We start from the raw sequence: 24,739 nt of genomic DNA, 5'->3' as shown, positions 1-24,739 counted from the left end.
ATGCAGTTTCAAGGGCAAATTTTAAAGATGACAAGCTACGATGCAAAACCAATCCAATACTATCTCAATCTTTCTGGAGATCTGATCCATATGAATGAGCTGATTGGAAAGGAATTAAGCATCAGGCACACCGGATTCCAATGTGTAAACTGCGGGGAAAATAAACCTATTTACAGAATGGGATTCTGCAAAAACTGCTTTTTTGAAAGTCCTTATGCAAGTGATACCATTATCCGTCCGGAGCTTTCTACAGCACATTTAGGCGTTGCGGAACGGGATCTTGAGATTGAAAAACAAATTCAGCTTCAGCCGCACACCGTGTATCTGGCTTATACAGGAGATGTAAAAGTAGGAGTAACGAGAAATACTCAGATTCCAACACGATGGATTGATCAGGGTGCGACTTTTGCATTACCCATAGCAAGAACGGAAAACCGTTATGAAGCAGGAATGATAGAAGTAGCTCTGAAAGAACATTTGGCAGATAAAACCAATTGGAGAAAAATGTTGCAGGACGATTTTGAAGGAGAAATAGACCTGGCAGACTTCAGACAAAAAATCAGAGAATATTTTCCTGAAGATTTTCAGAAATTCTATAGAGATGGAGAAGAATTATGGATGTTCGATTACCCTTTTGAGAAACCGGAAAAGGTAACTTCATTTACATTAGATAAAAAACCTGAATTTATGGGAAGATTTTCCGGCATCAAAGGACAGTATCTTGGATTTGAAGGAGGAAATTTCATCAATGTAAGAGGACACGAAGGATATGTAATCGATCTTGAAATAAAAAATTGATCGATGTAAAATAAAACCAAATCACAAAATATGAAAAAATGGGTTAAAAGACTATTGATAAGTTTCGGAATCTTAGCAGGAATTCTTATTGCTGCGAATTTCGGACTGAATATATGGCTTAAAACCCAGCTTCCGGAGTATATAAAAAAGAATACTGAATATAAAGTCTCTTATAAAACTCTGGACGTAGATTTAGGAACCGGAAATATCTTTGCTTCGGGAATTTCTGTTAACAGTAAAGATCCGCAAAATACAGACGTTATTGGATTGCAGGGAACTATTGATACCCTGAAAATAAGCCGTTTCGGAATTTATGATGCTATTTTTAATAAAAGAATAAGCTCCTCGGATCTTTTGCTGGCAAAGCCTAATTTAAATGTCATTCTCGCAAAACCTGTTGATCGTAAAACCGGAAAGAAGAGAAATCCGTTTTTATTTGAAAATATCAGGATCAATGACGGAAAGATTGCCGTTTTCAAACACACCAAACAGAAATTTTTATCTGTACAGCAACTGAATCTGTTTGTGGAAAATTTACAGATGACAGAAGAGTCTGTTGAAAATAAACTTCCAATAGTTTTTGACAGATACAGCATTAAAGGAGAGAAATTCTTTTTCCGTCCCGATGAAACCTATGCTATTACCATCCATAAGATTAATACACGTGATGGGCAGATGTCAGTTGAAAATTTTAAACTGACTCCGCTTCTTTCTTTTACCCAGTTTAAAAAGTTTTATCCTAAAAAGCCTCAATTATTTGAATTTAGCGTTCCAAGAATGGAATTCAAAGATGTCGTATTGACTAAAAATAAAGTGTCGCTTGCCAATGCTGACTTTAAAAATCCTGCTTTTACAGTGTATAATACAGGGGTAAAAGCGATAAAAAGTAATAAAAATTCAAGTTTTGAAGTTGATTTGAAAAATATAAAACTGAATAATGCCGTAGTTCAGATCAATAAACCGGATGGAAACAAGTTCTTGTCTGTAGGAAACCTTAATCTGAACATCAATCAGCTGATGTTTAATAAAGAAAGTTCACAACAGGTAATTCCTATCGGGTATAAAGATTTCCTGCTTGCCGGAAAAGATATCCAATATTCCAATCATCAGAATATCTCTATAAGAAGTTTTGCATTAAGTCCTAAAAGCGGAGAAATCATGGATGTTCTGCTGACACCCGGAACTCCATCAGCAGAAAAAACGGCTGCAGTTCTAAAGACAAATCACATTGCTTTTAATATTAATAAATTAGAATTTCTTAATAAAAAAGTGAATCTTGATCTCAAAGATATCCTTATAGACAATGTAAATGGAACAATTAAAACAGGGGAGAAGAAGCAAAATAAAACTTCGGGCCCTGGAATCATACAATCTGTTGTTGTAGGTAAAATGTCTTTGAAAAATTCAAATATTACTTATGATAATGGGAAAGAACCCTTGGTTTTTCATGATTTGAATGCTACACTTAACGCTATAGAATTAGCTCCCAAGCCAAATCAGTCAGGATTATCATTTAAAGTTAAAGATTATTATCTCACCACCCGGAACTTTGCATATAAAACACAGTTCTATAATATGAGCTTAGGGCTTCTGAAACTTAATAAAAATAAAGTTCAGATCAATAATTTTGCCATGAAACCACTTGTTTCGAGGGCTCAGTTTATCAGAATGATTCCTGTTGAGAGAGATCTATATGATATCAAAGCCGGGCAAATATCGGCAGAAGGAACGTGGGATTTATTTTCTCATCATAAAATGGTGAATGCTTCCCATATAACAATCCAGTCAGCAGATGCCAATATTTTCAGAAGCAAAATTCCGAAAGACGATCCAAAAATAAAAGCATTGTATTCCAAAATGCTGCGTTCTATTAAAATTCCGATGACGATCAATACTCTTGATCTGAAAAACTCAGTATTAGTCTATGAAGAAGATACTCCGGAAAGTATGGGACCCGGAAAACTGATATTCAGTAATTTTGATATGAATGTCAGAAACCTGAATTCTGCTAAAATAAAAGGAAAACCCACAAAAGTAGACATCAAAATCAATTGTTCATTCATGAATCTCTCGCCGCTTTCCGTAAACTGGAACTTCGATGTTGCTGATAGCAATGATAATTTTACAATTGCAGGGAAAACTACCGGCCTTCCCGCCAGTGGAATCAATCCGTTTATCAGGCCTTACCTTCATGTAACGGCTACTGCAGGAACTATTCAGGAAATGCTTTTTAATTTTAAAGGAAATCCTGCCGGATTACATGGAACCTTTAATCTTAAACATAAAGACCTGAAAATTGCAGTACTTAATAAGAATAATCATGAGAAGAAAGGGTTCCTTACAGCTGTTGCCAATGTTTTTCTGAAGTCAGATTCAGGCAGTTTTCCAGAGGCTGTTACCGTAGAAAATGTAGAGCGGGATCCTACAAAATCTTTCTTTAATCTCTTCTGGAAAGGAATTGAGCAAGGATTGAAGAAAACCCTCATTGGTAAAAACGTAGAAAAGACAGAAAAGAAAGTAAAAGAAGCAGTCACTTCTGTGAAAGAAATGAAACAATCTGTAAAAGAAATAAAACAGGAGATCAAAAATAAAAAAGAAGCCTCCAAACCGGAAGCAGAAAAAAAGGAAAAGAAAGGTTTTCTGAACAATATATTCAAGAAAAAAGAAAATTCAGAAGAATAATTCTTTAAACCATTAAAGCAGAATGATTGATGATTAAAAACCAACGATCTTTTTATTGAAACAACCTTAATGGTTTAAAGAATTAATATAAAATGGTTCAGTTTAAAAATTGAACTCGTCACTTTCCAATATAGGAATATCTCTTAGAAACTTATCAAACTCTTCACCTGGATAATTGCTGTCTGCTCCGTAAGAGTCTATGATCATTCCACGGTTTCCGGCATTATCTTTTACTACATAAAGCACTGCATTGTCATCAGGATTGCTGTCTCCTTCAAAACGGTATGTTTTTAAGATCACCAATTCTGCAGGCTGATAAACTTTTTCAGAATTTTCAAACTTCATTTCACATTTCTCATTCATCCTGAATTCTCGCTGTATTCCTCTTTCAGAAAGCGTTTTCATGACTTGGCTTAAGGTTGTCATTCTGTCAATGTTTTCTGGATTTTCCATAATGTTATTTTTCTTGTTAAGTACAATAATTAAACCATTGCAATTTTTAAATATAATAAAAATATCGGATTGTAATTTCCCTAATAATAAAGTTCAATGTTAACAAAATTTATAATTTGAAAAAATAAAATAGGTATGCTTTTTGCAATGCTAACAATATTAAATCAAAGAAAATATGAAAAAAGAAGTTGGAGTTTTACTGGCAGGAGGAGTTGGTCTTTTGGCAGTATTAAGTTTAATAAGCATAAAAAAAATATTGACTAAAAAAGATAAAAAATATAGTGATTCCTATTCGGATTATCACAGACACTTTGATGAAAAGAATCAGGATGATGAAACTCACGGAGTGGAATTTTACGCACTGAAGTAGTAAAAAAATATATTTAATTATGTTAAAATCCAACGCTTTTGAAAGTGTTGGATTTTTTTGTGGAAAACTTTAATGTTAAAACTCATTATTTTATGCAAATTCCATTCTAATTTTACACAGGAATGCAAAACGAAAATTTCATAAAAGGTCAGGGAGCTCAGCGGAACGTTATTAATCGTTTCGACAGGTATACCTATGAACCTGATGATGAAGATTTCGAAACAATAAAAACCTCCTTCACTGAAGTTTTTCCCAAAACCATTGTTAATCAGGTGAAAAGCGAGGATCTTCCGATGGAATATTCTATGAATCCTTATCAGGGATGTGAACATGGCTGTTCTTACTGTTTTGCAAGACCTACCCATGAATATTGGGGGTACAGCGCCGGGATTGATTTTGAAAGAAAGATCATGGTAAAGAAAAATGCCCCGGAATTGCTGGAGAAATTTTTTCAAAAAAGAGGGTATAAAGCAGCTCCAATTCTGCTATCCGGTAACACAGACTGCTATCAGCCCGCCGAAAGACAATTTGAAATCACCCGAAAACTACTGCAGGTCTGTCTTGATTACAGACATCCTGTCAATATTCTGACAAAAAATGCAATGGTTTTGAGAGATCTTGATATCTTAAAGCCTATGGTAGAGCAAAATCTGGTATCTGTTTCTTTAAGTATTCCCACTATCAACGAAGAACTGAGACGGAAGATGGAGCCCAGGACGAGTTCTGCAAAAAATAAATTAAAAGCCATAGAAATTCTTTCCGAAAACAACATCCCCGTACACGTAATGGTTGCTCCTATCATTCCCGGACTCAATAGTGATGAACCGCTGAATATATTAAAAGCCATTTCCGATGCAGGAGCTTTAGGATTCGGATATACGCTGGTGAGATTAAATGATACTGTTGAACCTGTTTTTGTGAATTGGATAGAAAGCCATTTTCCGGACAGGGCACAAAAAGTTTTAAACCTTATCCGATCCATGCGGGGCGGAAAGCTTGGAGATAAAAGATATTTCGAAAGACAGAGGGGAGAAGGCAATATCGCTGAAATGATTCACACCACTTTTAAGATCGGCAGAAAGAAGTTTTTTGACGGTAAAGAATTTCCAAAGCTTTCAACTGCTAATTTTACCGGAACCCGCGATCAACAATTAAGACTATTTGATTGATCATTACAGCCGGAATTGATCATTACGGACGGATTAATTTTATCTATTATATTATAGTATAAAGAGTAGCTGTTTTCAACATTGTTGTCGTTAATAAACTTTCCACTTCTGGTTATTTTTAATACTATATCATATATATAGTATATAGTACGATTTTTTTCAGGAGCTTATCCTGCTATCCATTCCTACTCCTCGCGCGGAGCTGTCCCGCGCTAAAAATCATCTGCTCTCCAACTCAAGCTGCGGGGTAACCATTTCTATCAGGGCTAGGGAGACGAATGATGAATTATAAGTTATGAATTATAAATAATGAGTTTCGGGTTATTGAGTTTCGAGTTTCGTGTTTCTATGCAGAACATTGTTGTTGAATTTTCATATTCCTGATTTTTATGTTAGGTGGTTAGTGGGTATAAATCTCCATTGTGTCATTGCTCAGGAATCCAAACTTCTTTACGAGAGCTTTTAAAGGAAGGAAGTTGGCAGAATATGTTTAAGATTTTTTTAGCAGTTAGTATTAGCAGTGTCATGCTGAGCTGAGTCGAAGCATTTTAATTAAGCTGAATTATATTTCTGCTATTTTAATTTTTCGAAAGAGTTTTATCCAGACTCCTACGGAGTAACAATACTATCCGGGATATAGAATAATAATGATTATAAATACTAGACCGCAGCCAAAACTTTTAAAAAGCTATTTTATATAATTATATATATATTATTTTGATCATCCACATCCCAAACCTCGCACCCCGCACCTCGTATCCCGAATCCCTTTCCACCGAACGAAAACCCTCTCCCACGCTCAAACCCTCCAACTCTCCAACTTTCCCTTCCTTCTTCCAAACAAATGTTTAAAATTTTTGATCCTTTGTTTCAGTAGTTTAGGGTTAAATATTACGGAAAGGTAAAATTTATGTTAAATAAACTTGTTTTGCGTTGCAAGAAGTTGTTATCTTTGCCCCACTGAAAACGAGAGTACATCAGTAGCGCAGAAGAGCTTTTAGATAAGCTAAGACATTAAGATACTTCAAAAAGAGACGGACGAAAAAACTTCAAAACTTTTATTAAAAAAAGTTGCGGGTTAAAAAAGAGTTTGTATCTTTGCAGTCCCAAATAAAGGGAGCGCAGGAGTAGGGTGATTAAGGTTAAGAAAGGAATTAAGGTTACTTAAAAAAACTTTAAAATTTTCTTTCAAAACATTTGGTCATTAAGAAATAAAGTTTTACTTTTGCACTCGCAAATACGGAGCGACACTGACAGAGAAGATTGCTACGTTAAAAAGCGAAAGATATAAAGATCATTGACATACAATATAACAACCAAGTAAGGAAAAACTAAAGCGTTAAAAAACTTTGAGTGAGTCAGACAAACATACAATGGAGAGTTTGATCCTGGCTCAGGATGAACGCTAGCGGGAGGCCTAACACATGCAAGCCGAGCGGTAGAGATCTTTCGGGATCTTGAGAGCGGCGTACGGGTGCGGAACACGTGTGCAACCTGCCTTTATCTGGGGGATAGCCTTTCGAAAGGAAGATTAATACCCCATAATATTTTTGATGGCATCATTAGAAATTGAAAACTCCGGTGGATAGAGATGGGCACGCGCAAGATTAGATAGTTGGTGAGGTAACGGCTCACCAAGTCTACGATCTTTAGGGGGCCTGAGAGGGTGATCCCCCACACTGGTACTGAGACACGGACCAGACTCCTACGGGAGGCAGCAGTGAGGAATATTGGACAATGGGTGAGAGCCTGATCCAGCCATCCCGCGTGAAGGACGACGGCCCTATGGGTTGTAAACTTCTTTTGTATAGGGATAAACCTACTCTCGTGAGAGTAGCTGAAGGTACTATACGAATAAGCACCGGCTAACTCCGTGCCAGCAGCCGCGGTAATACGGAGGGTGCAAGCGTTATCCGGATTTATTGGGTTTAAAGGGTCCGTAGGCGGATCTGTAAGTCAGTGGTGAAATCTCACAGCTTAACTGTGAAACTGCCATTGATACTGCAGGTCTTGAGTGTTATTGAAGTAGCTGGAATAAGTAGTGTAGCGGTGAAATGCATAGATATTACTTAGAACACCAATTGCGAAGGCAGGTTACTAAGCAACAACTGACGCTGATGGACGAAAGCGTGGGGAGCGAACAGGATTAGATACCCTGGTAGTCCACGCCGTAAACGATGCTAACTCGTTTTTGGTTTTTCGGAATCAGAGACTAAGCGAAAGTGATAAGTTAGCCACCTGGGGAGTACGTTCGCAAGAATGAAACTCAAAGGAATTGACGGGGGCCCGCACAAGCGGTGGATTATGTGGTTTAATTCGATGATACGCGAGGAACCTTACCAAGGCTTAAATGGGAAATGACAGGTTTAGAAATAGACTTTTCTTCGGACATTTTTCAAGGTGCTGCATGGTTGTCGTCAGCTCGTGCCGTGAGGTGTTAGGTTAAGTCCTGCAACGAGCGCAACCCCTGTCACTAGTTGCCATCATTAAGTTGGGGACTCTAGTGAGACTGCCTACGCAAGTAGAGAGGAAGGTGGGGATGACGTCAAATCATCACGGCCCTTACGCCTTGGGCCACACACGTAATACAATGGCCGGTACAGAGGGCAGCTACACAGCGATGTGATGCAAATCTCGAAAGCCGGTCTCAGTTCGGATTGGAGTCTGCAACTCGACTCTATGAAGCTGGAATCGCTAGTAATCGCGCATCAGCCATGGCGCGGTGAATACGTTCCCGGGCCTTGTACACACCGCCCGTCAAGCCATGGAAGTCTGGGGTACCTGAAGTCGGTGACCGTAACAGGAGCTGCCTAGGGTAAAACAGGTAACTAGGGCTAAGTCGTAACAAGGTAGCCGTACCGGAAGGTGCGGCTGGAACATCTCATTTTAGAGCGTCTTATGACGATAAACAAAATTAGTATCGTAAGATACAAAGTACTTACTTCAAAGTAAAGCTTTAGTTTTTTGTTTGGTTGGTTATATTAAAAATACAAAACCCACTAGAAATTAGTAAAGGGATTGAGAGAGACAAAGAAGAGAGAGTTTAGAGAAGAGACGCGGGTCAATTATCTATCAGTCTATCCTCTTTACGTCTAAGAGACAGTCTCGTAGCTCAGCTGGTTAGAGCGCTACACTGATAATGTAGAGGTCGGCAGTTCGAGCCTGCCCGAGACTACTAATTAATGCGGCTGGCAAATAGCTTATAGCTGATGGCAATAGAGCCAATAGCGAGAAGCAAGAAGCCAACAGCAACTAGAGGGGGAATTAGCTCAGCTGGCTAGAGCGCCTGCCTTGCACGCAGGAGGTCAAGGGTTCGACTCCCTTATTCTCCACAGTTTTGGAAGATTGATTTAAAAGTTACGGATGGAGCCAAAAACAACATCTGTTCATCAATTGGACAAGAAGACATTAAGATCATTGACATTAACGGTAAAGACATCACAAAGAGAAAACCGAGCGCATAAAGCGCTTGAGTAACCAATAGGAAAGAAATCGTTAAGGGCGTATGGCGGATGCCTAGGCTTTCAGAGGCGAAGAAGGACGTGGTAAGCTGCGAAAAGCTGCGGGGATTGGCACACACGAATTGATCCGCAGATGTCCGAATGGGGCAACCCAATACATTGAAGATGTATTACCTCGTAAGAGGAGCAAACCCGGAGAACTGAAACATCTAAGTACCCGGAGGAAAAGAAATCGAAGAGATTCCGTAAGTAGTGGCGAGCGAAAGCGGATTAGCCCAAAAGCTGATATATGTTTAATAGAATGTTCTGGAAAGAACGGCCATAGAGGGTGATAGCCCCGTATATGAAAGGCATATTTGAGTGATAAATGAGTAGGGCGGGACACGTGAAATCCTGTCTGAATATGGGGGGACCATCCTCCAAGGCTAAATACTCCTGAAAGACCGATAGTGAACAAGTACTGTGAAGGAAAGGTGAAAAGCACTTCGAATAGAAGGGTGAAATAGAACCTGAAACCGTACGCCTACAAGCGGTCGGAGCAGCGTAATGCTGTGACGGCGTGCCTTTTGCATAATGAGCCTACGAGTTAATTTTACTAGCGAGGTTAAGGTATTAAGTACCGGAGCCGGAGCGAAAGCGAGTCTGAATAGGGCGCATAGTTAGTAGGATTAGACGCGAAACCTTGTGATCTACCCATGGGCAGGTTGAAGCTCTGGTAACACAGAGTGGAGGACCGAACCGGTTGACGTTGAAAAGTCTTCGGATGACCTGTGGGTAGGGGTGAAAGGCCAATCAAACTGGGAGATAGCTCGTACTCTCCGAAATGCATTTAGGTGCAGCGTCGTATATAAGTTTATTAGAGGTAGAGCTACTGATTGGATGCGGGGGTTTCATCGCCTACCAATTCCTGACAAACTCCGAATGCTAATAAATGTTCTACGGCAGTGAGGGCATGGGTGCTAAGGTCCATGTCCGAGAGGGAAAGAACCCAGACCAACAGCTAAGGTCCCAAAATATATGTTAAGTTGAAGCAACGCGGTTGGACTGCATTGACAGCTAGGATGTTGGCTTGGAAGCAGCCATTCATTTAAAGAGTGCGTAACAGCTCACTAGTCGAGCGGTCCGGCATGGATAATAATCGGGCATAAACATATTACCGAAGCTATGGATTTATATTTTAGATATATCTGGTAGGAGAGCATTCTATTTGCGCCGAAGCAGTATCGTGAGGTATTGTGGAGCGGATAGAAAAGAAAATGTAGGCATAAGTAACGATAAAGCAGGCGAGAAACCTGCTCACCGAAAGACCAAGGCTTCCTCAGCCATGCTAATCAGCTGAGGGTTAGTCGGGACCTAACGCGAACCCGAAAGGGGTAGTGGATGGACAATGGGTTAATATTCCCATACTTGCTCACACTAAAAAGGGGACGGTTGGATGTAGCTGCTAAAGACTGACGGAATAGTCAAGGCCTAGCCTTCGGGCGAAGCTGCTGTAGTGTAATCTGATCCAAGAAAAGCCGAAGTGAAGCAACCCGTACCAAAACCGACACAGGTGGTCGAGGAGAGAATCCTAAGGTGCTCGAGTGAGTCGTGGCTAAGGAACTAGGCAAAATAGTCTCGTAACTTCGGAAGAAGAGACGCCATCAGCAATGGTGGCCGCAGTGAAGAGGCCCAGGCGACTGTTTATCAAAAACACAGGACTCTGCTAAATCGAAAGATGCTGTATAGGGTCTGACACCTGCCCGGTGCTGGAAGGTTAAGGAAGGTGCTTAGGGTTAAACCGAAGGCATTAACTGAAGCCCCAGTAAACGGCGGCCGTAACTATAACGGTCCTAAGGTAGCGAAATTCCTTGTCGGGTAAGTTCCGACCTGCACGAATGGTGTAACGATCTGGGCACTGTCTCAGCCACGAGCTCGGTGAAATTGTAGTATCGGTGAAGATGCCGATTACCCGCAATGGGACGAAAAGACCCTGTGAACCTTTACTATAACTTCGTATTGACTTTGAGTAAGTAATGTGTAGGATAGGTGGGAGGCTTTGAAGCTTGCACGCTAGTGTAGGTGGAGCCAACGTTGAAATACCACCCTTTACTTACTTGGAGCCTAACTTCTTTTAGAAGGACATTGCGTGGTGGGTAGTTTGACTGGGGTGGTCGCCTCCAAAAGAGTAACGGAGGCTTTCAAAGGTACCCTCAGCACGCTTGGTAACCGTGCGTAGAGTGTAATGGCATAAGGGTGCTTGACTGTGAGACCTACAAGTCGATCAGGTGCGAAAGCAGGACATAGTGATCCGGTGGTTCCGTATGGAAGGGCCATCGCTCATAGGATAAAAGGTACTCCGGGGATAACAGGCTAGTCTCCCCCAAGAGCTCACATCGACGGGGAGGTTCGGCACCTCGATGTCGGCTCGTCACATCCTGGGGCTGGAGAAGGTCCCAAGGGTTGGGCTGTTCGCCCATTAAAGTGGCACGCGAGCTGGGTTCAGAACGTCGTGAGACAGTTCGGTCTCTATCTATTGCGGGCGTTAGATGTTTGAGAGGGCTTGATTCTAGTACGAGAGGACCGAATTGAACAAACCTCTGGTGTATCAGTTGTACCGCCAGGTGCACCGCTGAGTAGCTACGTTTGGAAGAGATAAGCACTGAAAGCATATAAGTGCGAAACTCGCCTCAAGATGAGACATCTTTTAAGGGTCGTTGTAGATGACGACGTTGATAGGCTACAGGTGTAAAGACAGTAATGTCATAGCCGAGTAGTACTAATTACCCGTAGATTTATAGCCTTTGGTTGCTATATCAAATTATTAAATAATAAATACGACAAGTACTTTATGCGCAGTGAAGGTTTTGTCTTTGTGAAAGTTTTTATCGCTTAAAAATGCAATTGGCGACTAGCGGTTAGCGAATGGCAAATAGCCAAGAGCCAGCAGCAAATAGCCAGATGCTATATACCTTCTTTAGGGTGGTTTTAGCGGTGGGGCTCACCTGTTCCCATTCCGAACACAGAAGTTAAGCCCACCAGCGCCGATGGTACTGCGAAAGCGGGAGAGTAGGCCGCCGCCAGTTTTTATTTTATTTTTAAAAATCCTTTATCTTATGATAAAGGATTTTTTTTTGCTTTATACCCAACTCAAACATAAGCAATGAGTAATCAGTAATCAGCAATCGGCAGTAAGTAATGAACAGTCAATAATGATTTTGATTGTTTGCTGTTGCTATCCAATCCAAATCATACATTGCATTGATCACTTATTACTTATCATTCAGAGCACATACTATCTTGTCACTCCGCAGGAGTCCGAATAATCCATTTTAAATTCTATCATCAAACATATTTTACAATATCAAATCGTCTGAATTAAATGAAACTGTGGTATATTTTCCCTTTGAAACCTTCACGTTAATAAATGTGGCTGGATTCCTGCGGAATGACATAATTGGGGATACTAGATCTTAGAATGTAAAATTGATCATTCTTAGACAGGATCGCTTCAACAACTCATAATTTATTAATTCATAATTATCGTTCATCATTCGTCTTCCCTAGCCCCGATAGTAATGGTTATCCCGCAGCTTGCGTGGGAAATCTGTTTGGTTTAAGGGTAGGAAAGCACTGGCACGAGGAGTATGAATGGATAGCGGGAGAATGCTCTTCTTTATTAATGCTAAAGCATTTTCTAATTTAATACCAGTATTACTTATTACTATCAGACATTATTTTTAAGCTCATAATCAATCTCTTTTTTATTAAAATACATCTATGTGTGGAAATGCTATAAGAGGAGCTAAAATCTACGCTATTGTAAGCATACAGAAATAAAAAACCGCTTCAACAAAGAAACGGTTCCCATTTTATGACATTTTGATTTTCAATCTTACATATCATTATTTGTGTCCGGGCATTTGAAATCATCACTGCACGTAGCACAAACAATTACTCCGCTGCAATAATACATGCAGAAATCTGCTTCAGGAAGAGTAGCACCTCCGGAAATGTTTTTTAATTGGTCTTTTTGTAGTTTTTTTAAATTTTTCATATTGTTTTAATTAAAAATTTGTAGGTAAAGTAAAAATAGTTAAAATATTTTTAATTAAACAAGATATAGTATATAAAAAAATAAAGTTTAGTAAAATTATAGTCTCTTGAATCTGTTTGAAACTCAATTTCATTTAATTATTTGATTATTAGTTAAATAAATATTATTTTTAAACAAGCGTTATCCGAAAAGCTTATAGAGTAGGAAATACCAAAAATCAAAAACTATGAAAAATCTAAAAAAACTTTCAAGAGAAGACAAGAAAAGTATTGTTGCTGGAATAGACTTTCCGGCATATTGTTTTGAAGGTGGAGGACCAGGGGAAGGAGGGTGCTCTGCAGGAGAGATCTGTTCAGGTGGAAAATGTGTACCTTATGGAGGAAATCCGGGAGGAGGAGGAAACCCAGGCGGTGGCGGTGATTCTTATACATGTATCTGTCCGTGGGGAACTTTTACTCAGCCTACACCATGCCCTGAGTTTTATTGTATAACAGGATAGTGATACAAATAGGAATAAAAAGAGGCTGTCTCAAGATCGAGACAGCCTCTTTATTTATTTTTTAATCAATCCCAGTTCGATCAATCTTTCATGCAGGAATTCTCCGGCAGTAGTATCTTCGTACAGTTTCGGATTGTTTTCATCTACACAATTTTCAAGTGCATTTAAAGACATTGCACTTACAGGATGCATAAAGAAAGGAATTGAATATCTTGAAGTACTCCACAACTCTCTTGGTGGGTTTACCACTCTGTGGATAGTAGATTTCAATTTGTTGTTGGTATGTCTTGAAAGCATATCTCCAACATTGATCATCAATTCATCTGGTTCTGCAATGGCATCAATCCATTCTCCATTGTGGTTCTGAACCTGAAGACCTTTACCCTGTGCTCCCATTAAAAGAGTAATAAGGTTGATATCTCCATGAGCTGCTGCTCTTACCGCGTCATCCGGTTCTTCAGTAATTGGCGGATAGTGAATAGGTCTTAAAATAGAATTTCCTTCTGCGATTTTGTCATCAAAATAAAATTCATTTAAGCCAAGGTGCAATGCTAAAGCTCTTAGAACATACTGTCCGGTTTTTTCAAGCATCTGGAATGCCTCTTTACCAACTTCGTTGAATTTTGGAAGTTCATCAACAATTACATTGTCCGGATACTCAGTTTTGTATTTTGAATCATCAGACAGATATTGTCCAAAGTGCCAAAATTCTTTTAAGTCTCCTTTTTTGAAACCTTTTGCAGTTTCTTTACCGAATCCTACATAACCTCTCTGGCCACCAATTCCTGGAATCTCATACTTCTGTTTCGTTTCCGCTGGCTGTTCAAAAAAGTTTTTTACCTCTCCATACAAATCATCCACTAGGTTGTCATCAAGAAAGTGGCCTTTTAAGGCTACAAAACCAATTTCTTCATAAGCTTTTCCGATTTCATTTACAAATTTCTGTTTGCGTTCCGGGTTGTCCGAAAGGAAATCACGCAGGTCTACACTAGGTATTTTATCCATTTTTAGAAATTTACGAACAGCAAAATTACATTTTTTTTAATTTAAATGATTTTAAAATCATTATTTATAAGTTAAATTTGCTGTATGAAAAAATATTCTTCTAAGAGAAGTATCCAAATACTTGCACATCTTCTTCAACAGTACGGAATTGCTGATATCGTGATTTCTCCGGGGTCAAGAAATGCTCCTTTGGCCATTCATTTTTCGGAGGTAGATAGTTTTAACTGTTACAGTATTGTAGACGAAAGAAGTGCTGCTTTTGTGGCAATGGGAATGGCGAAAAGCGAAAAGAAACCGGTAGCAATTACCTGTACCAGCGGATCTGCAGTGGTAAACTATTATCCTGCTGTTACTGAAGCTTTTTATCAGAATATTCCACTTTTGGTACTTACTGCCGACCGACCAACTGATTATGTTGATCTGTTCGATGGTCAGACGATAAGACAGAAGGATGTTTTTCATCAGCATTCCTATGGTGACTTCCAGCTTTTGGAAGACAGCAAAGAACATGCAGAAGATATTAATTTCGATACGATTAAAAAAGCCATTGAACTTTGCTTTGAAAAACAGGGACCGGTGCATATTAATATTCCTTTGGAGGAGCCTTTGTATGAGCTTGTATCAGAACTTCCTACTTTTCCTACAGTAGAAAAAACAATCAAGTACAAAGAGTATGAAATTCCTTCAAATTTAATTGCAGAATGGCATACATCACAAAGAATTATGTTGTTGGTAGGAACCAGAGATTATAGCCCTGAGCTGGAAAATCAATTGACTCAATTGGTGAAAAACCATTCTGTGATTGTTTTGAGTGAAGCTAATTCTAACCTTCATCATGAGAAGTTTTTTAAACATATAGACCGTTATATATTTAATTTTACAGAAGAAGACTATAAAACCTACGCTCCGGATCTGTTGATTACAGTGGGGCAGAACGTTGTTTCTAAAAAAGTAAAACAGTTCCTGAGAAGTGCTCGTCCTAAACAGCACTGGCACTTGGATGAAGTATGGCAGCCGGATACTTATTTCTCACTGACAGAAAAAATTGAAGTTAAGCCTGAAGTTTTCTTCTCAAAATTGTTGAAATTTATCAATCTGGAGCCCAGACCTTATTTTAATCTTTGGGACGTTTTAAGGGATAAAAAAGATGCTAAACACGAGCAGTTTTTGAATACGATTGAATTCTCAGATTTTTATTTCTTCAATAAGGCTTCACAGACGATTCCTGAAAATTATAACATCCATTTCAGTAATTCTTCTGGGATCAGATATGCACAGCTGTTTGATTTTGGAAAGCGAAAAATGTACTGTAACAGAGGAACCAGCGGTATTGACGGATCTACTTCTACGGCAATGGGGTTTGCTATTAAAAATGAAAATCCTACTTTGCTGATTACAGGAGATTTAAGTTTCTTTTATGACATCAACGGACTTTGGAATCAATATATTCCTCCGTTTGTAAGAATCATGATCTTCAATAACGGTGAAGGAAATATCTTTAAGATCATTCCGGGGCCTGGAAATGCCAACCCGAATACATTAGACGAGTTTATTGCCACAAAACACCGTAAGAATGCAGAATCTCTTGCCAAGCACTTTGGGTTCTCCTACGTAAAGGTAGAAGATGAAATTACGCTTGACAGAGTTCTGGAGAATTTCTTCAAACCTGATGCACAACCAAAAATCCTGGAAGTAAATACTCACGGGAAGAATAGCGCAGATGTGCTGAAGTCATACTTTGAGTTTATGAAATAATCTTAAAGATCAAGATACTCTTCATTCCCCGGCAGATTGATAATTCTGTCGATAGGATAGATGAACATATCATCAAAATCATTCAATGCATTAATGATCTGGAAATGGGTGAACTGCTTTATATTTTGTAAAGTGATCTCCGTTTCTTTGATCTTTTTGTGCTTTAAAAGATGCTGTCTCTGTACTCCGTTCAGAAGATAGGTAGTGGGAGTAAACCAGTCTTTCCCTTTTAAAAATAAAAGGTTGGAAAAAGAGGTGTCGGTGATGTGATTATTTTTGACAATGATAATCTCTTCTGTTTTAGATTTCATCTTCATTTTATCCAACTCCTTACGGTCTTCAAACTTGAATGAATAATCAAAACTGTTATTTTCTACCAGCTTGAAATCCTGAATTTCAGGAATCGCATAAGGAATCATCTGTGTTCTGACTCTTTTGTCGAGATCATAAGAAATTCTTAATTTGAAAAGACCATCTTCATCATGCTGTAGATTTTTGTAGATCTTGGCCAGATCAATAGAGTCTTCTTTCCCGAAATGGGAAAATGTTTGATTGACACGTTTCTGGTGTAGATCCAATAGAAAAATCTCCTGATCTTCTACTTTAATGCTTTCAATGAATTGGGACATAGATTTTATTTTTCATTTCCTGATATTCGTCTTCTAACTTACTCATATGCGTTATACCGCCTCCACTTTTGAAATAAAGTTGATTTCCTTCTTTCTCTATAAAACGGATCATCACACAGCTGTCAACATTCTGGCCGTCAAACCAGCCGCAAACGCCCGTGTAATAGCCTCTTTCATACCCTTCTGCATCCAGAATTATTTCCAGTGTTTTAGGTTTGGGAGCTCCTAAAATAGAGCCTGCGGGAAGAAGCTTCTGCATGATGCTTCCTACTTTTCCATCAAATTCAGGTTTTATCATTCCTGAAATCTCAGAACTCATTGCATACAGATCCTTTTGTTGGGTTTTGATGAAATCAATATGCTGGAACTGGTCCACCTTTACATCATCAGCTACTATGCTCAGATCATTCCGAAGCAGATCTACTACAGTGTAATGTTCTGCTTTTTCTTTTTTATCATTCTTCAGTATTTCCGCAGCATTTTCAATAGAGGCATCAATGGTGCCTTTCATGGGATAGGTTAAAATTTTACCGTTAATGATCTTAACAAAAGTTTCAGGAGAAAAAAATACAAAAAAATCTTTATAAAAAACTTTATACTTTGCATTTGAATGATAAAAAATTTCTTCTAAGGTTAAATTTGTCTCTATCTTCGTTTTTCTAGTATAGTTTACTAAATAAGAGTTTCCCAAACGAATATTTTTCTGAACTTTATCAAAACCAATTTTAAAGCTTTCCAATGTTTCAGGAAACGATTTCCAGACTACCTTTTTATCTAGCGCTTGTATTTCTTTTGTGTTTGAAAACTCTTGAAAATCAATTATTAAACCTGATTTGTCAATTTCATGTTCCTGATATATTTCGACGCTCTCCGAGAGAAAGTCGATTACGAAAAAATAGGGAACCTTCTGAAGAGAAAGCTCGTCCATTTCCATAAATTTTTGATGATTCACTGAAAACATTCTGCAAAAATAATTATTGATGTTTACTTTTGCATAAATTTTTTATGATGCAGAACAAATATCCTCAGAAACCGGGACTAGATTTTATATTGAAGCAGGCTTTTTTTTATTGGAATAAAACACTGGTTTTTCAGTTGATGTTTTCCATCATCTTTTTTGGAATATTGCTTACCGCAGTTATGCTTTTTGGAACAAAATATGACGTTTTCTCTTACAATAAAGAATTGGAGGAAGCTTTTTTGCAGGGAACAAAAGCATATCTGAAAAAAATGGAAGCAATAACGGCAACCGAAAATTATCAGATGTTTACCCTGGCTATCTGGGGAACTACAGCATTTTTATATCCATTGAATCTCGGGATGTTCCAGATTTTCAGGAAAATTGATCTTAAAGAAAATATTGTCATCGGAGATCTGTTTGCAGGATACAATGGACTCAACTTTTTTAAATATGTAGGGTATTTTCTTTTCTGGTTCTTTATTTACAAATTTACAATTCCTACCGTAGTATTGGCCGTTGCTTGGGTTGCTGTGACTCTTTTTGTTGCACCACTTATGTTTTTTACGGATAAAAGGATATTCGAAGCAATTTCTCTGAACTTTAAAGCTCTTAAAATGTATTTCGTTGAAATAATGGTTTGTGTAATCGTTGCTTTTCTATTTAAGTATTTGGGTTTTGCTCTGTTTTTGATAGGAGGACTTTTCACTTTTCCTTTTTGGAATGCGATGATTTATTCATTGTATAAAACGGTTTTTTCAGAGAAAAGTTAAAATTCATTCGTGTTTAATGTGATTTTTTACTAAAAAAAACTAATTTTGGTAAAATCATTAAATATTTAAACTATGTCTGAATTTAACGAATTTGATCAGCAAGGCTCTGTGCCTAACAGAGATACGGGGTCGATTATTTCTCATGCCTTTGAAATGTATAAAGGTGTTTTCGGTTACGGAATCGTAGCAATGATTATTTATCTGGTTGGAGGGTCTGTTATTCAGATGCTTACCGGATTTGATTCTGCTTCTATTGTAGAAGATATGAAATCTTCAGGAGGTGACTTCAATTATTGGAATGCTCCGGGGCTTCCTTTGTATATGGGGGCTTCCAGTCTTTTCGGTCTCTTGTTATCGCCTTTGTATGTAGGATTGATTTACATGGTGAATAAATATAATACCAAAAGTCCTATTGAGTTTTCTGACCTATTCATCGGATACCGTCAGAATTTTGTAAACATATTGATCTACAGTCTTCTATCGGGGATTATTTCTTCAGTTGCTCTTGCATTATGTGTGCTGCCTATTATTTTTGTATATCCTTTCCTTTTATTAGGGTATCCTATTTTGTTATTTGAAAATGCTTCAGCTACAGATGCTTTGGGAAAATCATTCAATATTGCTAAAGAAAACTATGGAGTTTTCTTATTAACCGGATTCTTAGGATTCCTGATCTCTATTGCAGGGGTTATTCTTTGCGGAATTGGGGTTATCTTAACCGCTCCGTTTATTATGATTGTAATGTACTCTACGTATTGTGCTTTCTTAGGAAAACCAAGACAAATAATGTACAGTAAATAAAATATAAAATAGATGATGAATAAGGACAAACAAATAAGCAGTGTTGCGATAAAGCAGATGTCTTTGCTGGCCATTATTATAGTGCTGGCAGGGCTGATCTGTTTTAATCTGGCATTGTTTATTCCCTCTGTTTTAGGGGCAATCACCATTTATGTAGTCTGCAGAAAGTATAACTTTTACCTGCAGGAAGAAAAAAAATGGAAACCTTCACTTGCTGCATTTGCATTAATGTTTGCGAGTCTTATTGTTCTTATTCTTCCGATCTACTTTATTGCTGATCTTATTATTGATAAACTGGGAAATGCACAGGCTTATATGGCCAAGTTCAATGTTTTCCTGGATAAAATACATTCTTACATATTTTCCAAAACAGGATTTGATATTCTGAGCAAAGAAAATATGGCGAAACTGAAAGATAATGTAGGAAAAGTTTCTACGTCAGCGGTCAGTGGTACATTCAATACGCTTACTGTAGTGATGTCCATGTATTTTATTCTCTATTTTATGCTGGAAAAGCCAAGACTCTTTGAAAAGATTCTTACTTCTTCTGCACCATTGAAGAGATCAAATATTTCTTTGATAGGCGATAAAATGAGAAAACTGATTATGGCCAATGCTATCGGGATTCCGGTTGTAGCAGTAGGACAGGGGATTGTAGCGCTTATCGGATACCTTATTTTTGGAGCTCCGGGAGCAATACTTCTTTTCGCACTGACGGCTGCTGCTTCAGTAATTCCTGTGGTAGGAACGGCTATTGTATATGTTCCCGTATGTATCTTTATGATCGCTGAAGGAAATACAGGTCAAGGTATCGGCTTAGCGATCTACTGCCTTGTAGTGGTAGGTCTTACGGATAATCTTCTTCGTTTTACGCTTTTAAAGAAACTGGAAAACATTCATCCTTTGAATACCGTATTTGGGATTATCATGGGAATGAATCTTTTTGGCTTCATGGGGCTTATTTTCGGGCCTATTCTGATTTCACTGACCCTTCTTCTGGTTCAGGTGTATAGAAATGAATTTTCGGATGAAGAAACACCTCCGGACCTTGAACTGCCCGGTCAAAATGATCTTGAAGAAAAATTAATTTAATTATATAAAAAGTGGAAGGACTGAATCCCGAAATATTAAAAGAAATCTGCGTCATGAAAATGCCGTTCGGTAAGTACGAAGGAACGGTTCTGATTGACCTTCCGATCAGCTACCTGGAATGGTTCAACAAAAATGGAATGCCAAAAGGAAAACTGGGAATGCAGCTTTCAACAGTTTATGAGATCAAATTAAACGGTCTGATGGATCTTCTGACTCCCATCAGGGCAGCAGTAAGAAACGGATTGTAAAAAATAAATAAACCAATCTTGGTATAAAGTTTCGGCGGCATCGAAGATGCCGCCGAAACTTTTTTATCAATCAGTCTTATTAAGCTTTCAAAGCTGCAATTTCATCTCTCAGCTTGGCCGCTTTTATAAAGTCAAGGTTTTTTGCAGCCGCTTCCATTTCTTTCTGCTTCTGTGTAATCATTTTCTCTATATCTTCACTTGCATAAGTTGCTTTTGTTTCAGCAACTTTCTGAAGGATTTCTTTTTGGGTATATTTCTCATCAGGGAAGTCTTTGCTTCTTCCGACAAGGTTTTCAGAAATCTTTTTATTTAATGCTTGTGGCTTCAGGCCGTGATCTTCATTGTACTGCATTTGTTTGGCACGACGGTATTCGGTTTCATCCAGGGTGGCCTGCATAGATTTTGTGATTTTGTCAGCATACATGATTGCTTTTCCGTTCACATTCCTTGCAGCACGTCCCACGGTTTGAATCATTGATCTTCTGCTTCTCAGCATTCCTTCTTTATCAGCATCCAGAATAGCGACTAATGAAACTTCAGGTAGATCCAATCCTTCTCGCAATAAGTTGACTCCAATAAGCACGTCAAAAAGTCCCAGACGAAGATCCTGCATGATCTGAATACGTTCCAGCGTTTCAACATCAGAGTGAATATATCTTGTTCTGATTCCGAATTTGGTAAAGTATTTCGTAAGTTCTTCAGCCATTTTCTTCGTTAAAGTCGTTACCAGTACTCTTTCATCAGCATCCGATCTTTTATGGATTTCCTCCATCAAATCATCAATCTGGTTGATGGTAGGTCTTACCTCAATAATAGGGTCAAGAAGTCCTGTCGGACGAATAATCTGCTCTATATAAGCTCCTCCGGTTTTCTCAAGTTCATAATCTGCAGGAGTTGCTGATACATAGATTACCTGATTCTGAATAGCTTCAAATTCTTCAAATTTTAAAGGTCTGTTGTCCATAGCAGCCGGAAGTCTGAAGCCGTACTCCACTAATGCTTCTTTTCTGCTTCGGTCACCTCCGTACATGGCGTGAACCTGTGGAACAGTTACGTGGCTTTCATCAATAACCATTAAAAAGTCTTTAGGGAAATAGTCGATCAGGCAGAAAGGCCTTGTGCCCGGAAGACGGCCGTCAAGATATCTCGAATAGTTCTCAATTCCTGAACAATAGCCCAATTCTTTGATCATCTCAAGGTCCAATTCAGTTCTTTCCTGAAGTCGCTTGGCTTCTAATGGCTTTCCAACAGAGCTAAAGAAATCAACCTGTTTTACCATATCATCCTGAATTTCTTTGATGGCACCGTTTAAGGTTTCCTTTGATGTGACAAAAAGATTGGCAGGATAAATTTGTATCTGATCAAAATTATCTTCCACATTCCCTGTAACAGGATCAAAGCTTTGAATTTTTTCAATTTCATCTCCAAAAAACTGAATTCTGATGGCATTATCAGTATAAGCAGGAAATACATCAATCACATCTCCTTTTACACGGAATGTTCCTCGTTGGAATTCATTTAATGTTCTGGAATATAATGCGTTAACTAGTGAATGGAGAAGTGCTGTTCTTGTCACTTTCTCACCAATAGCGATTGAAATTAAAGATTTATGAAATTCCGTAGGGTTTCCGATACCGTAAATACAGGAAACAGAGGCTACAATCAAAACATCCCTTCTTCCTGAAAGAAGGCTGGCAGTTGCAGAAAGACGCAGCTTTTCCACCTCTTCATTGATGCTCAGGTCTTTTTCAATATAAGTTCCTGTTGTAGCAATATACGCCTCAGGCTGGTAGTAATCATAGTAGCTTACAAAGTATTCCACGGCATTTTCCGGGAAAAACTCTTTAAACTCCATGAAAAGCTGTGCCGCAAGAGTCTTATTGTGTGCCAGAACTAAGGTTGGGCGCTGAACATTTTTTACAACATTCGCAACAGTAAAGGTTTTTCCGGAGCCTGTAACTCCGAGTAGCGTTTGATATTTTTCACCGATCTCTATCCCTTCGGTAAGTTTTTCAATTGCTTGGGGCTGGTCTCCGGTAGGTTTATATTCTGATTGAAGCTTAAAATCCATAGAAAAGAATGTATGTAACAAAAATACGAAAGAAATTATTAGACAGGATAATGTTTTGAAGGTGAATATTTTGATAATAAAATTTTAACAGTCTCAATAGGAATAATTGAAAAAATAAAAAAGCGCTAATTTTTAGCGCTTTCAACATTAAGGTTTTGTAAAAGTCATTGTTGCGGGGACTTTTAGCACAGAAGCAATGGGTTTGCCATCTTTCGTAGCAGGTTTCCAGACTGTGTTATTACTTATTTCAGTGACAGTCTTAAGAAGTTCACGGTTTAGTATTTCATTATCTCCCGAAGTGGTTACCTGTGTTGTTTTTCCTGTCTCATCGATGTGAATATAGGCAGTTGATGTTATAGTACCATATTTAGGTTCAAAGTTACTGGTATCAATGCCCTTATTTATTTGCATTCTAAAACTCTTATCCCCATCAACGTATTGTGCCGGAAGCTCATTAGCATTCGATGGAGTATTGATGGCTGTATTTGTGTTTTTACCCTGATTATTTTCGTTTAAACTATTTATTCTTGGAACGATTGTATCTGAAACGGCTTTTAAATCTTGTCTTTTGAATCCCATTATGACAGACGATTTTCCTTCTTGTCTCGTCTTTTCAAAATAAGCCGGAGTCATTAAAGTAACCTGATAAGGCTGAGGATTTTGTGCTGTTCTGGCATTCGGATAAATTTTACTGATATAAACATTTGAAAAATCTGTTTTCTTATAGTTTTTCAAAACGCTGTTTTCTATTTTCTTTGAATCAATCCAGACTGCGTAGTCTTTTTTATTTAAAAATGATTTCAGCTCACTCTCTGTTGGAATTCTTTTTTTCAGTTCAGGCAACGCAAAGAATGTGATCTTCTGTTCATTTTTCTGGGTTTCATTCAGTAAAGGATAAAGTTCTTCCAGTCTTTTTTTATCACTTTCAGAGACCTTTTTTGAAAATTCAGCATATTTTCCGTCATTCAGCAAATCTGCATACTTAGCCAATATGTCTTTAAATTCCTGATAAGAATTCTGGTCATTAGATTGAGCAGAAATTTCCGCTGTTTTTTCTGGTACCTGAATATTTATCGAATTTACCGCATACGTTCTTTCAGAAAGTAAAATTGCAGCAGCAATTAGCGTTGTTATTCCAGCTGTTTTCTTTAACAGGCTAAATCTCGATTTTTCTGTTTTCATCATAATAAATCTTTTTTTGGTGTTATTAAAATTAAATGAATGAGTCAAAGGAGGATTTTGGTGGCTAAGAATTTCTTCAAGAATAAGGTTTTGGTATTCTTTAATATTATAATTCTTTTTCAGTACCGCTTCATCTGCTAAAAACTCATGATTTGTGATTACTGCTTTTTTGTATAAGAAAAGAACAGGATTGAACCAGGTAAAAATCTTTAAAAAATTCAGTATTACTAAGTCTAGACTGTGTTTCTGGTCAATGTGAGCCTTTTCATGCAGGAAAATCCTTTGGTCAATTCTATTATTTTCCATGTAATTTTTCCCCATATATATTGTATTCCAGAAACTGAATGGAGAAAGACTTTCACTTGTTAATATAATATTGTAATGTTCGTAAATACGTTTTTCACCTTTAATTCTTCTGAAAGTTAAGAGAGCTAAGAGACTTTTCATGAGTAGAAAAAGTGTAATTACAGCATATACGCCCCATACAACGTTCATCCAGTTGAAACTGTTCTGTTCCGGCTGAATTAAAATCATTTGCTGAGCCGTTTCTTCAATCATCATTTGAGCTTGAGGCTCTATTTTAGCTTCTGCTCTTTGTATCGTAATATTAATAAATGGAATGATATAAGAAAGCAGTATGCCACTTAGTAAATACCATCTGTTGAATCTGTACATTCTTTCTTTTTCAAGGAAGAGATAATAAACGGCAATGAAAATAGAAGAACACAGAATTATTTTCAGAACAATGGCTGCCATA

The 24,739-nt window shown here is 37.9% G+C and carries 17 protein-coding genes, 2 tRNA genes and 3 rRNA genes; 15 read left to right on the top strand and 7 right to left on the bottom strand.

All coding sequences use genetic code 11. The annotated features are described in order from the left end of the window. Entirely contained in the window at positions 1–798 is a 798-nt protein-coding gene (locus tag DYR29_RS14690) for a DUF2797 domain-containing protein (protein ID WP_213277452.1), read from the top strand. 30 nt (positions 799–828) lie between these two features. Then, entirely contained in the window at positions 829–3,480 is a 2,652-nt protein-coding gene (locus tag DYR29_RS14685) for a hypothetical protein (protein ID WP_213277451.1), read from the top strand. 102 nt (positions 3,481–3,582) lie between these two features. Here the strand turns inward: DYR29_RS14685 and DYR29_RS14680 are convergent, their stop codons facing one another. Continuing rightward, entirely contained in the window at positions 3,583–3,933 is a 351-nt protein-coding gene (locus DYR29_RS14680; RefSeq protein WP_213277450.1) for a hypothetical protein, read from the bottom strand. Between the two features lie 175 nt (positions 3,934–4,108). Between DYR29_RS14680 and DYR29_RS14675 the strand changes: the two genes are divergently transcribed. From DYR29_RS14675 to rrf, 7 genes are all read left to right on the top strand, one after another. Next, a complete protein-coding gene (locus tag DYR29_RS14675) occupies positions 4,109–4,303 on the top strand; it encodes a hypothetical protein (RefSeq protein WP_047378034.1) in 195 nt (64 codons plus the stop codon). 122 nt (positions 4,304–4,425) lie between these two features. Beyond that, positions 4,426–5,472, top strand: coding sequence for a PA0069 family radical SAM protein (locus DYR29_RS14670; RefSeq protein ID WP_213277449.1), 1,047 nt, complete (start codon positions 4,426–4,428; stop codon positions 5,470–5,472). A 1,370-nt stretch (positions 5,473–6,842) separates the two neighbouring features. Further along, positions 6,843–8,359 (top strand): 16S ribosomal RNA (locus DYR29_RS14665). Between the two features lie 214 nt (positions 8,360–8,573). Then, positions 8,574–8,647: transfer RNA gene (locus DYR29_RS14660), tRNA-Ile, on the top strand. An 83-nt stretch (positions 8,648–8,730) separates the two neighbouring features. Continuing rightward, positions 8,731–8,804 (top strand) — tRNA-Ala (locus DYR29_RS14655). Between the two features lie 153 nt (positions 8,805–8,957). Continuing rightward, positions 8,958–11,715 (top strand): 23S ribosomal RNA (locus tag DYR29_RS14650). Between the two features lie 175 nt (positions 11,716–11,890). Then, a 5S ribosomal RNA gene (rrf, locus tag DYR29_RS14645) occupies positions 11,891–11,998 on the top strand. The 16S, 23S and 5S rRNA genes sit together here with 2 tRNA genes alongside, the layout of an rRNA operon. An 809-nt stretch (positions 11,999–12,807) precedes the next feature. Here rrf and DYR29_RS14640 read toward each other — a convergent pair. Continuing rightward, positions 12,808–12,969, bottom strand: coding sequence for a bacteriocin-like protein (locus DYR29_RS14640; protein ID WP_213277448.1), 162 nt, complete (start codon positions 12,967–12,969; stop codon positions 12,808–12,810). A gap of 226 nt (positions 12,970–13,195) precedes the next feature. Between DYR29_RS14640 and DYR29_RS14635 the strand changes: the two genes are divergently transcribed. Then, on the top strand, positions 13,196–13,468 hold the full coding sequence (locus DYR29_RS14635; protein ID WP_047420741.1) for a bacteriocin-like protein: 273 nt from the start codon (positions 13,196–13,198) through the stop codon (positions 13,466–13,468). A gap of 54 nt (positions 13,469–13,522) precedes the next feature. Here DYR29_RS14635 and DYR29_RS14630 read toward each other — a convergent pair whose 3' ends face one another. After that, a complete protein-coding gene (locus DYR29_RS14630; RefSeq protein WP_213277447.1) occupies positions 13,523–14,473 on the bottom strand; it encodes an isopenicillin N synthase family dioxygenase in 951 nt (316 codons plus the stop codon). 84 nt (positions 14,474–14,557) lie between these two features. On the opposite strand from DYR29_RS14630, the gene menD reads away from it, so the two are divergent. Further along, the gene (menD, locus tag DYR29_RS14625) at positions 14,558–16,228 is read left to right on the top strand and encodes a 2-succinyl-5-enolpyruvyl-6-hydroxy-3-cyclohexene-1-carboxylic-acid synthase (RefSeq protein WP_213277446.1); all 1,671 of its coding nucleotides are present in this window, start codon (positions 14,558–14,560) and stop codon (positions 16,226–16,228) included. A gap of 2 nt (positions 16,229–16,230) precedes the next feature. On the opposite strand, the gene DYR29_RS14620 is transcribed toward menD, so the two are convergent. Beyond that, positions 16,231–16,857 carry an aminotransferase class IV gene (locus DYR29_RS14620; protein WP_213277445.1) on the bottom strand — a complete coding sequence of 209 codons (627 nt, stop codon included), beginning with the start codon at positions 16,855–16,857 and terminating at the stop codon, positions 16,231–16,233. Then, a complete protein-coding gene (locus DYR29_RS14615; protein ID WP_213277444.1) occupies positions 16,841–17,818 on the bottom strand; it encodes an aminodeoxychorismate synthase component I in 978 nt (325 codons plus the stop codon). The genes DYR29_RS14620 and DYR29_RS14615 overlap by 17 nt, the downstream gene beginning before the upstream one ends. A gap of 47 nt (positions 17,819–17,865) precedes the next feature. On the opposite strand from DYR29_RS14615, the gene DYR29_RS14610 reads away from it, so the two are divergent. The 4 genes from DYR29_RS14610 (at position 17,866) to DYR29_RS14595 (ending at position 20,729) form a co-directional block, all read left to right on the top strand. Further along, positions 17,866–18,588, top strand: a complete 723-nt coding sequence (locus DYR29_RS14610; RefSeq protein ID WP_249413508.1) for a hypothetical protein — start codon at positions 17,866–17,868, stop codon at positions 18,586–18,588. Positions 18,589–18,660: 72 nt separating this feature from the next. Then, positions 18,661–19,389 (top strand): beta-carotene 15,15'-monooxygenase, encoded by a 729-nt coding sequence (locus DYR29_RS14605; RefSeq protein WP_213277442.1) that lies wholly within the window; start codon positions 18,661–18,663, stop codon positions 19,387–19,389. A 12-nt stretch (positions 19,390–19,401) separates the two neighbouring features. Then, positions 19,402–20,481, top strand: a complete 1,080-nt coding sequence (locus tag DYR29_RS14600) for an AI-2E family transporter (RefSeq protein WP_213277441.1) — start codon at positions 19,402–19,404, stop codon at positions 20,479–20,481. Positions 20,482–20,501: 20 nt separating this feature from the next. Then, a complete protein-coding gene (locus DYR29_RS14595) occupies positions 20,502–20,729 on the top strand; it encodes a DUF3820 family protein (RefSeq protein ID WP_047420761.1) in 228 nt (75 codons plus the stop codon). A gap of 79 nt (positions 20,730–20,808) precedes the next feature. On the opposite strand, the gene uvrB is transcribed toward DYR29_RS14595, so the two are convergent. Together uvrB and DYR29_RS14585 are read right to left on the bottom strand one after the other, a co-directional pair. Beyond that, positions 20,809–22,800: an excinuclease ABC subunit UvrB gene (uvrB, locus tag DYR29_RS14590; protein WP_213277440.1), complete on the bottom strand. Its 1,992-nt coding sequence runs from the start codon at positions 22,798–22,800 to the stop codon at positions 20,809–20,811. Positions 22,801–22,947: 147 nt separating this feature from the next. Next, on the bottom strand, positions 22,948–24,738 hold the full coding sequence (locus tag DYR29_RS14585) for a M56 family metallopeptidase (RefSeq protein WP_213277439.1): 1,791 nt from the start codon (positions 24,736–24,738) through the stop codon (positions 22,948–22,950). Between the last annotated feature and the right edge of the window lies 1 nt (position 24,739).

It is taken from the genome of Chryseobacterium indologenes (genome assembly GCF_018362995.1).
GTDB classification, from domain to species: domain Bacteria; phylum Bacteroidota; class Bacteroidia; order Flavobacteriales; family Weeksellaceae; genus Chryseobacterium; species Chryseobacterium indologenes_G.
The sequence above is the reverse complement of the archived record's forward strand: the minus strand, read 5'-3'. Positions and strand labels throughout refer to the sequence as shown.

Excerpts from the sequence above, each read along its gene's own strand:
- DYR29_RS14690 (WP_213277452.1), top strand. The coding sequence starts at position 1 with ATGCAGTTTCAAGGGCAAATTTTAAAGATGACAAGCTACGATGCAAAA.
- DYR29_RS14685 (WP_213277451.1), top strand. The coding sequence starts at position 829 with ATGAAAAAATGGGTTAAAAGACTATTGATAAGTTTCGGAATCTTAGCA.
- DYR29_RS14680 (WP_213277450.1), bottom strand. The coding sequence starts at position 3,933 with ATGGAAAATCCAGAAAACATTGACAGAATGACAACCTTAAGCCAAGTC.
- DYR29_RS14675 (WP_047378034.1), top strand. The coding sequence starts at position 4,109 with ATGAAAAAAGAAGTTGGAGTTTTACTGGCAGGAGGAGTTGGTCTTTTG.
- DYR29_RS14670 (WP_213277449.1), top strand. The coding sequence starts at position 4,426 with ATGCAAAACGAAAATTTCATAAAAGGTCAGGGAGCTCAGCGGAACGTT.
- DYR29_RS14640 (WP_213277448.1), bottom strand. The coding sequence starts at position 12,969 with ATGAAAAATTTAAAAAAACTACAAAAAGACCAATTAAAAAACATTTCC.
- DYR29_RS14635 (WP_047420741.1), top strand. The coding sequence starts at position 13,196 with ATGAAAAATCTAAAAAAACTTTCAAGAGAAGACAAGAAAAGTATTGTT.
- DYR29_RS14630 (WP_213277447.1), bottom strand. The coding sequence starts at position 14,473 with ATGGATAAAATACCTAGTGTAGACCTGCGTGATTTCCTTTCGGACAAC.
- menD (WP_213277446.1), top strand. The coding sequence starts at position 14,558 with ATGAAAAAATATTCTTCTAAGAGAAGTATCCAAATACTTGCACATCTT.
- DYR29_RS14620 (WP_213277445.1), bottom strand. The coding sequence starts at position 16,857 with ATGTCCCAATTCATTGAAAGCATTAAAGTAGAAGATCAGGAGATTTTT.
- DYR29_RS14615 (WP_213277444.1), bottom strand. The coding sequence starts at position 17,818 with ATGTTTTCAGTGAATCATCAAAAATTTATGGAAATGGACGAGCTTTCT.
- DYR29_RS14610 (WP_249413508.1), top strand. The coding sequence starts at position 17,866 with ATGCAGAACAAATATCCTCAGAAACCGGGACTAGATTTTATATTGAAG.
- DYR29_RS14605 (WP_213277442.1), top strand. The coding sequence starts at position 18,661 with ATGTCTGAATTTAACGAATTTGATCAGCAAGGCTCTGTGCCTAACAGA.
- DYR29_RS14600 (WP_213277441.1), top strand. The coding sequence starts at position 19,402 with ATGATGAATAAGGACAAACAAATAAGCAGTGTTGCGATAAAGCAGATG.
- uvrB (WP_213277440.1), bottom strand. The coding sequence starts at position 22,800 with ATGGATTTTAAGCTTCAATCAGAATATAAACCTACCGGAGACCAGCCC.
- DYR29_RS14585 (WP_213277439.1), bottom strand. The coding sequence starts at position 24,738 with ATGGCAGCCATTGTTCTGAAAATAATTCTGTGTTCTTCTATTTTCATT.